The organism is Micromonospora sp. NPDC005979, assembly GCF_040614415.1.
Lineage (GTDB): Bacteria > Actinomycetota > Actinomycetes > Mycobacteriales > Micromonosporaceae > Micromonospora.
Genome location: NZ_JBEXUR010000005.1, coordinates 233,775 through 248,105, shown reverse-complemented (window position 1 = coordinate 248,105; position 14,331 = coordinate 233,775). Strand labels below are relative to the sequence as shown.

The following is a 14,331-nucleotide window of genomic DNA, read 5'->3' as shown; positions in this document are numbered from 1 at the left end:
CCGCCGGCAACATCCAGGTGGCGGGCCATGGCCGGCTGGAAGAAGGCCATGCTCGCCCTGATCGCGGTCTTCGCGGTGCTGTGCGCGGGCCTCGTGACGGTGGGCTTCGGCCTCAAGCACCGGTACGAGAGCCGGGTGCAGCGCGAGGACATCCTCGGTCAGGGCACCGCACCCCACGACAAGCGTCGGTGGGAGTCCGGACCGCTCAACCTCCTGCTGCTCGGATCGGACTCCCGCGACGGTGAGCCGGACCAGGCGCTCTACCCGGGGCAGCGCTCCGACACCATCATGCTCGTGCACGTGAACGCCGCCCGGGACGCGGCCGCCGTCGTGTCCATCCCCCGTGACAGCTATGTCGACGTGCCCGCCGCGGGTGGGGTCTGGTCCGGCGGCCTCAACAAGATCAATGCCGCGTTCGCCTTCGGCGGGGCCGCACTGGCCGCCGAGACGGTCGCCAAGCTCACCGCCCTGCCCCTCGACGGCGTGCTGGTGGCCAACTTCGCCGCCGTACGCAAGCTCGTGGACGCGGTCGGAAAGATCAACGTCTGCCTGCCGTACCCGGTCACCTCCTCCGACACCGGCGTCACCTGGACCGCCGGGTGCCACGACCTGGACGGTCGGGCGGCCGACGACCTGATGCGGCAGCGACACGGCGTGCCCGGCGGCGACTTCGGCCGCATCTACGACCAGCAGCTGGTGGTCCGCGCCCTCGCCGAGCGGGTCACCGCGACGAGTCTGCTCACCAGTCCGACCCGACTCGACCGGGTGCTCACCACGGCGGCCGAGTCGCTTGTCGTCGACCGTGACCTCGACCTGGCCGACCTGGCCCTCGCGCTGCGTCGGGTCAAGCCCGAGACGGTCCAGTTCGTCACCGTTCCGTTCAGCGACGCCAACCTCCAGACCCCGGCCGGCTCCGCGGTCCGTCTCGACGAGGTGAAGGCCCCGGGGCTCTTCGCGGCCCTGCGGGACGACCGGGTCGCGCAGTGGCTCGCGGCCAACCCGCAGACGCCCCCGGCCAACTGAGCGAGAGCCTGCGCACGACAGCGGCGGGTGGGAGATCCGGGATCTCCCACCCGCCGTCTGTGCGCAGCTAGCGCGAGCGCTGCCAGTAGCGACACGTCCAGTCGACCTGGTGCAACTCGTCCTCGATGCCGTGCTCGGCGCGGAAGTCGTCGACGGCCTGCTTGCACCCGCGTACGGCGTGGTAGTCGTCGATGATGACGTACCCGCCGACCGACAGCTTCGGGTAGAGCGCGCGCAGGGCCACCATCGTCGAGTCGTAGAGGTCCCCGTCGAGGCGCATCACCGCCAGGCGCTCCACCGGAGCCTCGGGCAGCGTGTCCGCGAACCAGCCCTTGAGGAAACGGACCTGGTCGTCGAGGAGCCCGTACCGTTCGAAGTTCGCCTGGACCTGCTCCTGCGACACCGCCAGGAAGGGCACCTGCCACAGCGCGTCCTCGATGTCCTCGACCCGATGCGGGGCCGGCTTGGGCAGCCCCCGGAACGAGTCGGCGACCCACACCGTTCGCTCCCGGTCACCGTACGCGCGCAGCATCCCGCGCATGAAGATGGTCGCGCCGCCCCGCCACACCCCGGTCTCGATCAGGTCGCCGGGTACGCCCTTGTCCAGCACGTCCGCGATGCAGCGCTCGAGGTTGTCCAACCGGCGCAGCCCGATCATCGTGTCGGCCTCCGGTGGCCAGTCCTGGCCGTTGGCTCGCGCCTCCGCGTCGAACGGGAACTGGAGAACCAGCTCCAGTCCCTTGCGTTGCAGCAGATGCCGGCCGCGCTGGTAGAGCCTGCCGTGCAGCGAGCCCCGGCGGGGCTGGTAGGGCATCCACGTCTCGCGGAAGACGTACCTGGTCAACGCCTTCTTGAGCAGGTCGCAGTAGAGCGTGCGGGGGTCTTCCAGCATCGGGTCGGACGATTGTGTCGGTGCCACCATCTCACTCATCGGCAGTCTCCTTGTCGGTGTCTTGGATCGGCAACTGGGCGGTCCGCCCACGGTGTGCGGTCAGCCGTTCGCCGTGTCTGACAGTCATCAGCCCCAGCGTTCGCCGTCGCCGACGGCCACCGCGCGGCGCAGGACGATGGCCGTCGAGGCGGGCCGGTCCGGAGCCGGTCGCGCGGCTGTCAGCAGTTCCTGCCCGAAGGCCGGCCACCGCTGCGCGAGATCGGGGGCCGACGCCTGCGGGGACGACGACGGCGCGGCGGTCTTGGTCGCGACCGACCGCCAGGTCGTCTCGGGCCGGGCCAGTGGACGGCCGAGGACGCTCACCTGTGCGGCGCTGCCCGGGGCGGGCGAGCCGTCCGCCGGCCCGGATCGGGCGGGGGGAGTCGGCGCCGGCTCGGGGCGTTCCGGGACGTCCGTCACCACCGGGTTGGGCTCGGTGATGGCGTCCTCGATGCGGGTCGGCGCGACCGGGGCCGGGACGGGACGGGTGCTCGGCGTCGGGCGCTCCACGGCCGTGCCCTCGACCGTCTTGCCACTGCCGGGCGGGCGTCTGGATCCGCCGGTGTCACCGGTCTGCCGGCGATGCCGCCCGCCGGTGCTGTTGGAGGAGTCCTCGACGAGCGCGCTGACCAGTTCGCGGATGACAGCGCCCGATCGCGCCGACGGCAGCGACAGGCTGTCGTGGACCGGGTCCAGCGCGGCCGTGGGGTGCTGGCCGGCCACGCGCTGGTCCGCCCGCGACTCCGCGCCGATCACCACGACACCGGCCAGTGGAAGGCCGAGCCGCTGGACGAGCCGGCCCGCCCGGGTGCTGTCGTCGAGGTTCGTCCGGCCGGCGCGGACGACCAGCAGCACACCGTCCGCGTGCTGGGCGAAGGCCGAGATCTCCCGTCCGGCCAGGATCGGCGGCGCGTGCACGAGCACGCAGTCCTCGTCCTCGCCCAGCGTGTTGAGGAGCCCGCCCAACTCGTTCAGTGACTGCGTGTCGGAGCCCTCGCGGGGCTCGGCCGGCAGCACGGTCAGGGTGGGGTAGTCGACCAGGCGCACCGGAGCGCAGTTGTGCGTCAGCACCTGCTGCCACGTGTAGGGCGCCTCCGGGAAGTGACCGGACAGCACCGGGTCCCGTACCGCGCCGTCGACGAGCGTGGCGCGGCAGTGCTCGTCGGCCATGCCGAGACCGAGCAGCGCGGTCACCAACGCCTTGCCGTCGTCGTCGTGGGCGCTGGTGACCAGCAGTCGCCGACGCGGGAGCGGGGCGCTGAGCACACTGAGCGTCGAGATCGTGGCGCGTACGGCGTCGGCGACGTCCGTGCGCCGGTACAGCGCGGAGGCGTGATGGCGGGCGAATCGGCGCGGCAGCTTCGGCAGCACCCCGAGGACCGGCAGGCCGAGGCGCGCCTCGATCTGCCCCACGTCGCGCAGCCGGCTGTCGAACCGGTCGCGCAGCAGGGTCGCGCCCCAGCCGGCCAGCAGACCGGCGAGGGCCCCGAGCACGCCGTTCAACAACGGCTTCGGGAACGCGGGCGTGACCGGTGCGCTGGCGGTGTCCAGCACCCGCGCCCTGATGCTCGTGGAACCGCCCATGTCCAACTGGCTGAGCCGTTCGCTGGCGGCACGGGAGGCCGCGTTCGCGATGGCGGCGGCCTGCGCGCCGGACCCGGCGCTTGCGTGCACGGTGATGATCTGGAGGCCAAGTTCGTACTCACCGCTGACGTGGCCGAGCACCGCGTGCTCCGGCAGTTGCAGCGTGCGGGCCGCCTCGATCGCGACCTCCCGCGACCCGACGAGTCGGGCGATGGTGGGTGTGAGGTTCTGCGCGAGCGCCAGGTCCGCCGGCCGGCTCTCGTCGGGCTGGTCGGCGCTGACCAGCACGGACGCCTCGGCCTCGTAGCGGGCCGGGAGGAGTTCGGTGACCCCCTGGGCGGCGGCCAGGCCCGCGCACAGGCCGATCAGCGGTACGCCCACGCGGCGCCAGGAGGCACCGAGCAGGCCCTTGACATCTATCGACGCGCTCATCAGGCGATCGCCTCTCTTGTTGAATGCCCGGCCTCGGCGGGCGGTGTGCGAAAGGGGCGGGTGGGGGACCGCAGCCCGCGCCAGGTGGCGCAGAGAGTGTCGGCGATGCGTGCCCAGTCGAACTCGGCGTGCGCTCGGCGCAGCCCCTGGTTCGCCAGCCGGCCGGCGAGTGGGGGATCGTCGCGCAGCCGCGCCAGGCAGGTCGCCAGCGCGGGCACGTCACCGGCGGGAAAGACCAGGCCGGCGTCGCCCACCACGTAGGGGATCTCGCCCACGTCGCTGCCCACGACCGGTACGCCACAGGCCATGGCTTCGACCAGCACCCGGCCGAACTGCTCGCGAAGCGGGATGCCGATCCACGGCAGGGTGTTGCGCTGCACCACCTCGATCGACGGCATCGCCAACGCGTCCATCCGGTTCAGCAGAGCGGGCAGTTCGGAGTGCCCGGCCCAGCCGTGCCGGTGCACCCGGCCGGGCCGTCGTGCGGCTGCCCGTTCGATCTCGCTGCCCAGGCTGCCGTCCCCGACCAGCGATACGTCGCAGTCGATCAGCTCGGCGGCGCGCAGCAGGTCCGTCACGCCCTTGTGCGGCTCGAACCGACCGACGAATCCGACCGTGAACGGGCGCATCGCCGGATCGGTGGGCAGCGGACGGAAGACCCGGGTGTCGACACCGAGCGGCACGATCGTGGCCGGACCCCGGTATCCCTTGACCCGCAGCACGTTGAGCGCGGCGGGCGTGATCGGGAAGGCATGGTCGACGGACAGGTACGACTGCCGCTCGATGCGGGGGAACGGCGCCGGGAACCGGGTCACGACGTTCTGCGCCGCGTACAGGGTGGTGGGCACGCCGGCCCAGCAGCGTTGCCGCAGCCGCAGGGCCTGCCAGGTGGTGAAGTACGCGGCCTCGCCGATGACGTGCAGGATGTCGGGGCGCGCGGTGGTCACGTCGTGGTGGCCGGGCAGCCGGAACAGCACCGAGGCCATGTGCCCGGTCAGCGACTCGCCCAGCAGGTGCGGGACGATGTGGTACCGCAGGCCCAGGTGCCGGCCGGCGAGCCGGGCCAGCTCGCGTCGCGTCACCGGCGACACGTCCGCGGCGAGGACGGTCAGGGTGACGTCCGGCTGTTCACACAGGACGTCGAACAGGTCCGTCCAGTGTTCGGTGCGCTTGCCGACGACCGTGATCAGGACGTGCATCACGCTCCTCCTCTCGTCTCTCCTCCGGTGACCGCGATCCGGCCGATGTGGGCCCAGGCCCGCAGCCGTGCCGTTCCGGCCCGGGGTTGCAGGGGCATCCGCACGCCGGCAAGACCGATACCGATCAGCGCGCGCAGCAACACGGCACCACGTACGGCGCGCAGGGTGCCGGCGCGGTGCCGGGCGAAGTACCGAAGCATGCTGCGGTACAGGTGGGGCCAGATCCAGGCCGGGTCGGAGCTGCTCGCGCCGCCAATGTGCAGGGCGGTCACCGCCGGCACGTACAGCACCTCGGCGCCGCGTCGGGCGGCCTGGAGGCACAGCTCCTCGTCCTCGTAGTACAGGAAATAGCCCTCGTCGAGCCCGCCGACCGCCTCGAACAGATCGGTGCGCACCGCCAGGCAGGCCCCGGAGACCCAGTCCACCGGCACCGGCTGCGATCCCCGTACGCAGGCGTCGTAGGCGGCCCGGCGCTGCCGGCCGGTGAGCAGCCGGCGCAGCGCGACCGGCGTCAGCGATCCACCGAAGCGGCTGGCCAGCACCGTGCCGAGGGACTCGAACCGGTGCGCGCTGATCGCGATCCGGCCGTGCGCGTCGATCAGCCGCGGTCCCGCGATGCCCACCGACGGCCGGCTCCTGATGACCCGGACCAGCTCCGTGGCCATACCGGGGGTGACCACGCAGTCCGGGTTGACCAGGAGTACGACGTCGGAGTCGATCCCGGCCGCGCCCCGGTTCACCGCGCTGGCGAAGCCGGTGTTCGTCGTGTTGGCGAGGACCGTCACCTCCGGGAAGCGGCGTCGGACGAGCGCGACCGTGCCGTCGGTGGAGGCGTTGTCCACCAACCGCACCGGCAGCCCCTCCTGCGCCAGCGCGGTCAGGGCGGCGACGATCTGCCGCTCCGAGTTGTGGGTCACCACCACGGCGGTGGCGTCGGCGTTTCTCATGCCGGGACTCCCGTCCGGTGCAGCGGCCGGCGCAGGAGCGGGGCTCCCGCGAGTCGCCGGAGCGGCGCACCTTCCTGTTGTGCGGTGAGCAGGGTCAGCGCCGGCAACAGGCCCAGCTCCCAGTGCCCGTCGGTCGGCGCGGCGAAGACGGCGGCGGCCAGGAAGCCGCAGGACAGCGCCGCGAACGGCAGCGTGATCCCGTTCCGACTACGCAGGCCGACGCGGACGCTGCGCAGGATCGGCCAGAGGACGAGCAGGAGGCCGACCAGCCCGATGTTGGCCAGCACCGTGACGTAGAAGGCGTGGTAGACCGGCCCGACGTCGGTGAGGGTGAAGCCGGACAGGTAGACGCCTCGGGTGCTCTGCCCCAGGCCAGCACCGACAAGTGGCTGGTCGGCGAAGACCCCCAGGCCCACCGACGACTCCACACCCCGGTAGCCGGCCGACTGCTCTAGACCCTTGGTGATCTCGCTGGCCCGGTCCCGTACCCCCGGTTGCAGGGCCAGGACCGCCGCCACCGCGATGGCGGCGGCGGCGGTGGCGGCCAGCCCGGTCCGGACGGTGCGCCCACCACGGACCGCCACGATCAGCAGGGCCAGCGCTGCGGCGAGCCAGATTCCCCGGTACGAGGCCAGCAGGACATCGACGGCGAAGAACCCGCCGAGCAGCAGGACGCCGACACGACGCCAACCCCTCAGTCGACCGGCGGCCCAGATCAGCGGCGGGATCGCGATAACGGTGATGAGGCCGCCGTGCCGCCCCGGCGCGGTGACGGCGAGCGCGGTGAAGACGCCCGCCAACACCACGTACAGGACGCCGGCCGCCAGGATCCGGCGGGTCGTGGTCAGGGTGTGTGTCGCGACGAAGAAGTACACCGGGATCGTGGCCATCTGGTATGCGGCGACCAGCACCTCCTCAGCCCGGTTGCCCACGGCGAGGCCGTAGATCGCGGCCACGACGGTCAACGCGATCAGGCACAGCATGCCGACGTCGGCGGGCGTACGCCGGGTTGGCCGTTCCACGCGGAGCCACTGGCGGACGGCCAGCGCGACGCCGCCGGCGGCCAGCAGCAGCACCTTCACCGCGATGAACCCGCGGACGTCACCGCCGCTGAGCATGGCCCCGATCACGGCGCCGCCGATGATGCCGACCGGCAGCACCGCCCAGGGCCAGAGCAGGAACACGCCACAACAGAGGACGCCGGCGGCCGCGGCCAGCCCGACCGGGCCGGGTAGCAGGGTGACCATGGTGACCAGGGCGCCCATCCCCGCGCCGCCGAGCAGCACGGTGGGTCCGACGATCGGCACTCTCATCGCGGCAACCCCGCCAGCAGTGAACGCAGCCGCACACCCCGCACCGCCCAGGTGTTGCGGACGGCGACCGCCCGGCGTCGGGCGGCCTGCTCAAGTACGCCGGCACCGTCCAGCGCGTCGCCCACGGCGGCGGCGAAGCCGGTCGCGTCGCCGGCGAGGGCGATGACGTCGGCGAGGGCGTGCAGCGCCGGCAGCGGCGTGGCGACCACCGGCTTGCCGAGGGCGAGGTACTCGTAGCACTTCTTCGGGTGCACGTAGTCCACCAGGCTGCCGACCCGGTACGGGATGATCGTGACGTCGCAGGCCCGCAGGATGTTCGGCACCTCGGCGAAGCCGACGGGGTTCAGCAGGTGCACGTTGGACAGGTGCGCCAGCGGGGCGCGGCCGGCCCGGGTGGACGGTCCGATCAGCAGGAAGGTCCACTCGGGGTGCGCCCGCGCGACCTCGGCGACCAGGCGCGCGTCGAAGGCGCGGGTGTCGACCGCACCGCTGTAGCCGATCAGTGGCCGGCGCAGCCCGGCCAACCAGGGCGCGACGGGGCCGTCCGGCGAGAAGTGTTCCGGATCGCAGCCGTTGGCCAGTACCACCGGCGCGGGGTCGATGGCGGGCATCCGTTCCGGCAGGGCGCTGGACGAGGCGAGCACGAGGTCGGCCGCGCCGACGGCGGAGTGCAGTGCCCGCCGCAGGTGTCGGCGGTTCCAGGGTCGCGTGAACGTCCAGTCCAGGTCGGTGGCGTCGTACACGACGGCGGACGCGTCCAGTCGGGCGGCGACGGGCGCGGCCAGGTCCTCGTCCAGCCACAGTAGCCGTACCGAGTGGTTCTGCCGGCGGAACCAGCGGCGCAGCCGGAGCGCGGCGAACCAGCGGTTGACCCGGTTGACCGGCGGTACGTGCCGGCCGAGCGGAAGGAGCGCCGGCCCGGCGCACTGCCACAGGCCGTCGCCCACCTGCCGGACGCGCAGCCGCCACCGTGGGAGGTGCCCGGCGGGATCGATGAAGAGCACCCGGTGGTCGACGGTCAGCTCGCGCGCCAGCGCGTGCTGCCGGTGGGCGCCGTTCGCCCACGGGATGCCGCTGAAGACGACCACCCAGTCCCGGTCGTCGGTGACCGTCGGGTCGGCCGGTGCCTCCGGTCGGCGGGGCGTGCGATCAGCCACGACCCGACCGTTCCATCGGCCGGGGCGCTGCGGCCGGCAGCACCTCGTCCTCACCGAGGCGGCCCAGCACCGGACGCGCGCGTTCGTCGTCGAGCCGCAGCAGGCGTGCCCCGGCCTGCCGGTCCAGCCAGCCACGCAGCACGCTGGCCGCGATCCGCCGGTTGATCCAGTTGACCGGCGGTAGCGCGTTACCCAGCGGCAGCGCGGTCGGCGCGACCGCGCGCCAGGCCGTCGAGCCGACCGGGGTCATCTCGCACCGCCAGCGGGGACGACGACCCGGCGGGTCGACGAAGAGCAACCGTTGCCCGGGCGCCAACTGGCCCGACAACGCCTGGTGCCGTTCGACCGACCAGCGGTCGCGGCTGAACAGCACCACCCAGTCGCGGGTGTCGCCGTCGGGTAGCGGACCGACGTCGCCGCGCAGCGCGGCGAGCAGGTCGGTCATTCCGAGCTGGACGGGGCGGCCGAGGAGCCGCTTGCCGAGGTGGTCGAGGACCAGGGCGACCTGGAACGCCGCCATCCGGTGCCGGGGCTCAGTGGTCCGCAGGTAGGTGACCATGCTGCCCAGCAGGTGTCGGAAGCGGATGGCCGGTCCGAGGAGCCGGCAGGACGCGCCCCGGGTGTGTGTCACCACCGCGTCCGGGATCATCCAGAGCTGGTGTCCGGCCTGTTCGAGCTGCCGGGCGAGGATGGCGTCGTTCCAGTAGACCGGGAACGCCTCGTCGAAGATGGTCTGCCGCCCGAGCACCGCACGGCGCAGCAGCATGCAGCTTCCCGAGGCGAGCCGTCGGGGCCGGCTGAAGTCCTCACCGCGCATCTGGAACCGGTTCAGCGCCTGACGGAACCCGGGCAGCCGGCGCAGCGCGGTGACCAGCGCGATGGTGGCCACGAAGCTGGGCTGCTGGACGTAGTGCTGCTGGAACGTGCCGTCCGGGTTCAGGTAGAGCGGGCTCACCCCGGCGACGTCCGGCCGCTCCCGCAGGTGGTCGATCATCCGGCCCAGCGCGCCCGGGTGGAACCGGATGTCGCTGTTGAGCAGCAGGACGAGTGGCCCGGTCGAGCGCCGGTACGCCTGGTTCACGGCGGCGGCGAAGCCGGTGTTGTGACTGTTACGGATCAGGCGGACCCGGGGTTGGTCGCAGAGCATGTCGGCGGAGCCGTCGGAGGAGCCGTTGTCGACGGCCACCACCTCGTAGTCCAGGTCGGCGGGGGCGGTCGCGGCCAGCGACTCCAGGCACTGCCGGGTCTGCTCGCGCGTGTTCCAGCTGACCAGCAGGACGGACAGCAGCGGGGCGCCCATCACGACACACTCCGGTCGTCGCGCCGGGCGAAGATCCGCAGCAGGTCACCCTGGCGTGGGTGCGTCACTCGGGGTGAGCCGCTGGCGGCCACGTCGGCGACCAGCAGGTTGCGCGCGTTGCGCCACCGGGCTGCCGGTCGCCAGTAGAACCGCGAGAAGACCGTGTCGTGCGAGACGACCCGGAAGCCGGTCTCCACCAGCATCCGGCTGAGCGTGTCCGGGGTGAAGTGCCACCGGTGGTACGCCGGAGCGATGGCGGGCCAGTCGGTGCCGAGTCGTTGGGCGGCGGCGGAGTCGATGTTGGGTACTTCGAGGGCGAGCCAGCCGCCGGGGGTGAGGGTGGTGTGGGCGGCGTGCAGGAAGGCGCGGGGGTCTTGGACGTGTTCGAGGACGTGGAAGGCGCAGATGGTGTCGGCGGTGAGGGTGGGTGCGATGGCTTCGAAGTAGCCCTGGCGTACGGGCATGTGGAGGTGGTCGCGGGCGTAGGTGGCGGCGGCGTGGCTGACTTCGATGCCGGTGGCGTTGATGCCGGTGTGGTGGGCGGCTTCGAGGAAGTAGCCGCCGGCGCAGCCGGCTTCGATGAGGACGGTGGGTCGGGTGGCCGAGAGCAGCCAGCGCAGCCGCCGCTTCGCCTCGAACCGGCGTTGCGCGGCGGAGGCGAAGTACTCCTGGTATCCGTCGGTGGTGTAGTACGCCTCGTCGTACAACTCCTCCGGGTCCGGCGCGTCGCCGGCCGTCCAGACGAAGCCGCAGTCGGCGCAGCTCCACAGCAGGTCGCCGAGCGTCGGCGAGTGACCGCCGGCGCGGCCGCAGAGCCGGCAGCGGACCAGCTCGATCCCATCCAGTTTCATCGCGTACTCCGTCTGGTTCGTGGCGTCCGGGCGATCACCCGGAGCAGGTCGCCGAGGCGTGGATGGGTCAGCCGCGGTGAGCGGAGCCCGACCAGGTCGGCGGGGAGGAGGTGTCGTGCGTGCCGCAGCCGGTACCGCAGCGGCATGTAGTAGCGGAAGACGGTGGTGTCCTGCCGGACCACCTCGAAGCCGGCGTCGGTCACGAGTCGGACCAGCGTCGCGGGGGTAAAGTGCCAGCGGTGGTAGCGCGGTTGCAGACCCGGCCAGTCGGTGCCGAGTCGTTGGGCGGCGGCGGAGTCGATGTTGGGTACTTCGAGGGCGAGCCAGCCGCCGGGGGTGAGGGTGGTGTGGGCGGCGTGCAGGAAGGCGCGGGGGTCTTGGACGTGTTCGAGGACGTGGAAGGCGCAGATGGTGTCGGCGGTGAGGGTGGGTGCGATGGTTTCGAAGTAGCCCTGGCGTACGGGCATGTGGAGGTGGTCGCGGGCGTAGGTGGCGGCGGCGTGGCTGACTTCGATGCCGGTGGCGTTGATGCCGGCGTGGTGGGCGGCTTCGAGGAAGTAGCCGCCGGCGCAGCCGGCTTCGATGAGGACGGTGGGTCGGGTGGCCGAGAGCAGCCAGCGCAGCCGCCGCTTCGCCTCGAACCGGCGTGGCCCGGCCCGGAAGTAGTCGTCGTAGCCGCCGTCGGCGAAGTAGTCCTCGTCGTAGCGCCCGTCCGCCTCGGCCTGCTCCTGTGTGGTCCAGGCGAATCCGCAGGCCGCGCAGCGCCGCAGCAGCCCTCCGAGTTCGGGTCGGTGGTTCTGCCGTGGCCCGCACACGAGGCACCGCGCGGTCTGCCGGTCGACGCTCATCGCGGACCACCCGCCGTCGGTGACAGGACGTCTGCGGGGGCGCGCAGGAGCCGGTGCAGCCGGGTCCGGTCGGTCGCGGTGAGGTGCCCGCCGACGGCCAGCAACGTGGCGGCGACGACCAGGGTCAGGCCGGCCCGGGTGGCGAGGGCGAGAGCGGCGTCGAGTCGCCCCGGGCCGTCCGGCAGGTATGGGATCGCCGCGCTGGCGACCAGTCCGGCCGCGACCGCCACGGCGACCGGCGGCCAGATCGCCCGTGCCAGCGGCGCGAGACGGCGGGCCGTCGCGGCGTGGAAGTAGACGAGGAAGTACCCGGTGCTGAACACCACGGCCAGCGCCGTCGACAGCGGTACGCCCAGCGGCCCGCACAGCCAGATCAGCGGCACCGTGAGGGCCAGGTTGAGCACGACGCTGAGCAGTACGTACCGCGTCTCCAGCCCGGGTCGACCCTCGGCCCGAGCCACGACGGTCGTCGCGCCGCTGATCAGGTTGAGGGCGTAGGCGGGCGTGAGCACGAGGATGTTCACCGTGGCCCAGGCGACCTGGTGCCCGAGCCACAGCCGGATGAGCGGGTCGGCGCTGACCATCAGGGCTGCGGCGGCCGGGGCGAGGAACAGCGCCAGGTAGCGGGTGGCGGTCAGGTGGAACCGGTCCGACCACGCGGCGCCCCGGTCCACCGATCGGGCGACCGCGGCGGGGAACAGCACGACGAGGGCGAGACCCGGCGGTAGCCGCAGCAGGTTGAGCAGGCGGGTGCCCAGATCGAAGTCGCCGGCGACGGCGGGACCGTAGACCCCGCCGAGGATGAGACGGTCGAGTTCCACGTTGACCATGCCGGCTCCGGTGGACACCTGCACCCGCATGCCGTAGCCGCCGATCCGGCGGACCTCGCGCAGGCCCAGCCGTCCGTAGCGTGGCGACAGGTCCGGGCGCTGTCGGTGGGCGACCCCGGCGAGCAGGAGGGTGCGCATCGCGCCGGTGGCGGCGGCCGAGGCGGCCAGTGCCACCAGCCCGCCGCCAAGGCGTACCGCCAGGATGGCCAGGGTCGCGCCGAGGACGGCGGTGCCGGCGCTGATCGCCGCGAGCGACCCGTACCGCTGGCCGCCTTCGAGCACGGCGCGCCAGGGCAGCTCGACGGCGCCGGCCACCAGGCCCAGGATCAGCCAGAGGGTGGCGTGCCACGCCTCCCCGGCGAGGTCGCCGAGCCGCAGCAGCCCGGTCAGCCAGGGCCAGAGGGCACCGAGCGCTCCCACGGTGAGCAGGCCGAGCAGCGCGGCCCAGCCGAGCGCCAGCCCGAGCAGCCGTCGCACCAGGTCGCGGTCCGCCGCGCTCCCGACCCTGGCCACCTCGCGCACCAGTGCCGAGGCGAGTCCGAGATCGATCAGAGCGGCCATGGCCAGCAGGCCGGACAGCACGATCCAGACCCCGAACTCCCGCGAGCCGAGGGTCTGGTAGACGACCGGCACCGAGACCAGCCCGGACAGCGCCATGACCACCCGCGCGCCCAGCATGCTGGCGGTGTTGCGGGTGATCCGGGTGTCGACCGCGTCGGAGGCGCTACCCACGTGGGAACCCTCGGAACAGCTCGACGACGGTCAGCAGGAGCAGGGCCAGGTCGACCCGCATGGAACGGCAGTTGAGGTAGAGCAGGTCGCAGCGGAGCTTGTCCTCCACGGTGGCCGCGTAGCCGCCGGTGAGTTGCGCGATGCCGGTCAGTCCCGGGCGGATCAGGTGGCGTAGGTCGTAGTGCGGCAGGCGTTCGAAGCCGGCGGTGAACTCCGGGCGCTCCGGGCGCGGGCCGACCAGGCTCATCTCGCCGCGCACGACGTTCCACAGTTGAGGGAGTTCGTCCAGGCGGGAGCGTCGGAGCCAGCGTCCGACCCGGGTGATCCGGGCGTCGTCCGGCTGGGCGAGGACGGGACCGGTGGCCTGTTCCGCGCCGACCCGCATGGTCCGGAACTTGACCAGCCGGAACAGCCGGCCGCCCGCGCCGACGCGCTGCTGGAGGTAGAACGGCGGGCCGGTGAACGACACCACGGCGGCGATCACCGCGATCAGCGGGAGCACCACGACGGCGCTGAGCAGGATGACGCCGAGGTCGAAGGTCCGCTTCAGTCGCTCGTGCCGGGGGCGGCCCGCGCCGGAGCCCAGCCGGATCCAGGGCAGCCCGCCGAACCGGGCCATGGCGGGCGCCCGCAGCAGGCCGTAGACCGGTCGGGCCAGCACCATGATCTCGACTCCGGCGCTCAGGCAAACGCTCATGAGGCGTTCGTCGATACTCTCCAGCGAGTGCTTGAGCAGCAGGATTCGGGGGCGGAGACGGGCCAGGGCCGCCGTCACGTCCGCGGGGCGCGCCGGCATCGGCAGCCGGGCGGCGACGTCGAACTCCTCGTCGAGCCGGTCGGGCACGGCAGGGACGTCATCGGGCTCGATGACCATCACGCGTACCCGCCGGGGGGTCTGCTCGGGCTTCGGGGCCCGTCCGGGCCGCTCGGCGCGGTGGGCCGGCGTGCCCGGACGGGATCCGGCCGGCGACCTCGGTGCCGTGTGGACACCGAACGAGACCTCGGCGCGGTCGAGCGACGCCGAAGACTGGCCCGCCGTGATGGGACCCCGGGTCTTCCTCAACGCGTCGACCTCCTCCGTTGCGAACCTGCGCGGCATGCACACCGGCCTCCCGGGAGCAAGTGTCTAGGGACAAAAGAGCCAAGAAGGTCAAAACGGCAAAAAAAGGATTCCGGGGACGAAC

The 14,331-nt window shown here is 72.6% G+C and carries 12 protein-coding genes; 1 reads left to right on the top strand and 11 read right to left on the bottom strand.

Translation table 11 applies throughout. The features are described 5' to 3' along the window. Positions 1 to 27 precede the first annotated feature (27 nt). Positions 28 to 1,023 (top strand): LCP family protein, encoded by a 996-nt coding sequence (locus ABZ272_RS11565; RefSeq protein ID WP_355049835.1) that lies wholly within the window; start codon positions 28 to 30, stop codon positions 1,021 to 1,023. A 67-nt stretch (positions 1,024 to 1,090) separates the two neighbouring features. Here the strand turns inward: ABZ272_RS11565 and ABZ272_RS11560 are convergent, their stop codons facing one another. The 11 genes from ABZ272_RS11560 to ABZ272_RS11510 all read right to left on the bottom strand — a co-directional run bounded on the left by ABZ272_RS11560 (position 1,091) and on the right by ABZ272_RS11510 (position 14,210). Next, positions 1,091 to 1,954 carry a TylF/MycF family methyltransferase gene (locus ABZ272_RS11560; RefSeq protein WP_355049834.1) on the bottom strand — a complete coding sequence of 288 codons (864 nt, stop codon included), beginning with the start codon at positions 1,952 to 1,954 and terminating at the stop codon, positions 1,091 to 1,093. Between the two features lie 87 nt (positions 1,955 to 2,041). Further along, the gene (locus ABZ272_RS11555) at positions 2,042 to 3,970 is read right to left on the bottom strand and encodes a hypothetical protein (RefSeq protein WP_355049833.1); all 1,929 of its coding nucleotides are present in this window, start codon (positions 3,968 to 3,970) and stop codon (positions 2,042 to 2,044) included. After that, the gene (locus ABZ272_RS11550) at positions 3,970 to 5,169 is read right to left on the bottom strand and encodes a glycosyltransferase (RefSeq protein ID WP_355049832.1); all 1,200 of its coding nucleotides are present in this window, start codon (positions 5,167 to 5,169) and stop codon (positions 3,970 to 3,972) included. Before ABZ272_RS11550 ends, ABZ272_RS11555 begins: the two co-directional genes overlap by 1 nt. Beyond that, positions 5,169 to 6,116: a glycosyltransferase family 2 protein gene (locus ABZ272_RS11545; RefSeq protein ID WP_355049831.1), complete on the bottom strand. Its 948-nt coding sequence runs from the start codon at positions 6,114 to 6,116 to the stop codon at positions 5,169 to 5,171. Before ABZ272_RS11545 ends, ABZ272_RS11550 begins: the two co-directional genes overlap by 1 nt. Continuing rightward, positions 6,113 to 7,429 (bottom strand): hypothetical protein, encoded by a 1,317-nt coding sequence (locus ABZ272_RS11540; protein WP_355049830.1) that lies wholly within the window; start codon positions 7,427 to 7,429, stop codon positions 6,113 to 6,115. Before ABZ272_RS11540 ends, ABZ272_RS11545 begins: the two co-directional genes overlap by 4 nt. Continuing rightward, positions 7,426 to 8,586 (bottom strand): glycosyltransferase, encoded by a 1,161-nt coding sequence (locus ABZ272_RS11535; protein ID WP_355049829.1) that lies wholly within the window; start codon positions 8,584 to 8,586, stop codon positions 7,426 to 7,428. Before ABZ272_RS11535 ends, ABZ272_RS11540 begins: the two co-directional genes overlap by 4 nt. Beyond that, complete coding sequence (locus ABZ272_RS11530) at positions 8,579 to 9,886, bottom strand: glycosyltransferase family 2 protein (RefSeq protein ID WP_355049828.1); 1,308 nt, start codon at positions 9,884 to 9,886, stop codon at positions 8,579 to 8,581. The genes ABZ272_RS11535 and ABZ272_RS11530 overlap by 8 nt, the downstream gene beginning before the upstream one ends. Next, positions 9,886 to 10,737 (bottom strand): class I SAM-dependent methyltransferase, encoded by an 852-nt coding sequence (locus tag ABZ272_RS11525; protein WP_355049827.1) that lies wholly within the window; start codon positions 10,735 to 10,737, stop codon positions 9,886 to 9,888. The genes ABZ272_RS11530 and ABZ272_RS11525 overlap by 1 nt, the downstream gene beginning before the upstream one ends. Then, positions 10,734 to 11,585 (bottom strand): class I SAM-dependent methyltransferase, encoded by an 852-nt coding sequence (locus ABZ272_RS11520; RefSeq protein WP_355049826.1) that lies wholly within the window; start codon positions 11,583 to 11,585, stop codon positions 10,734 to 10,736. The genes ABZ272_RS11525 and ABZ272_RS11520 overlap by 4 nt, the downstream gene beginning before the upstream one ends. Beyond that, positions 11,582 to 13,147 carry a lipopolysaccharide biosynthesis protein gene (locus tag ABZ272_RS11515; protein WP_355049825.1) on the bottom strand — a complete coding sequence of 522 codons (1,566 nt, stop codon included), beginning with the start codon at positions 13,145 to 13,147 and terminating at the stop codon, positions 11,582 to 11,584. Before ABZ272_RS11515 ends, ABZ272_RS11520 begins: the two co-directional genes overlap by 4 nt. Beyond that, complete coding sequence (locus ABZ272_RS11510) at positions 13,140 to 14,210, bottom strand: sugar transferase (protein WP_355049824.1); 1,071 nt, start codon at positions 14,208 to 14,210, stop codon at positions 13,140 to 13,142. The genes ABZ272_RS11515 and ABZ272_RS11510 overlap by 8 nt, the downstream gene beginning before the upstream one ends. Positions 14,211 to 14,331 lie beyond the last annotated feature (121 nt).

Bases quoted from the DNA above. Each gene is read 5' to 3' on its own strand.
- ABZ272_RS11520 (WP_355049826.1), bottom strand. From the start codon at position 11,585: ATGAGCGTCGACCGGCAGACCGCGCGGTGCCTCGTGTGCGGGCCACGG.
- ABZ272_RS11525 (WP_355049827.1), bottom strand. From the start codon at position 10,737: ATGAAACTGGATGGGATCGAGCTGGTCCGCTGCCGGCTCTGCGGCCGC.
- ABZ272_RS11545 (WP_355049831.1), bottom strand. From the start codon at position 6,116: ATGAGAAACGCCGACGCCACCGCCGTGGTGGTGACCCACAACTCGGAG.
- ABZ272_RS11540 (WP_355049830.1), bottom strand. From the start codon at position 7,429: ATGAGAGTGCCGATCGTCGGACCCACCGTGCTGCTCGGCGGCGCGGGG.
- ABZ272_RS11565 (WP_355049835.1), top strand. From the start codon at position 28: ATGGCCGGCTGGAAGAAGGCCATGCTCGCCCTGATCGCGGTCTTCGCG.
- ABZ272_RS11555 (WP_355049833.1), bottom strand. From the start codon at position 3,970: ATGAGCGCGTCGATAGATGTCAAGGGCCTGCTCGGTGCCTCCTGGCGC.
- ABZ272_RS11560 (WP_355049834.1), bottom strand. From the start codon at position 1,954: ATGAGTGAGATGGTGGCACCGACACAATCGTCCGACCCGATGCTGGAA.
- ABZ272_RS11530 (WP_355049828.1), bottom strand. From the start codon at position 9,886: ATGGGCGCCCCGCTGCTGTCCGTCCTGCTGGTCAGCTGGAACACGCGC.
- ABZ272_RS11550 (WP_355049832.1), bottom strand. From the start codon at position 5,169: ATGCACGTCCTGATCACGGTCGTCGGCAAGCGCACCGAACACTGGACG.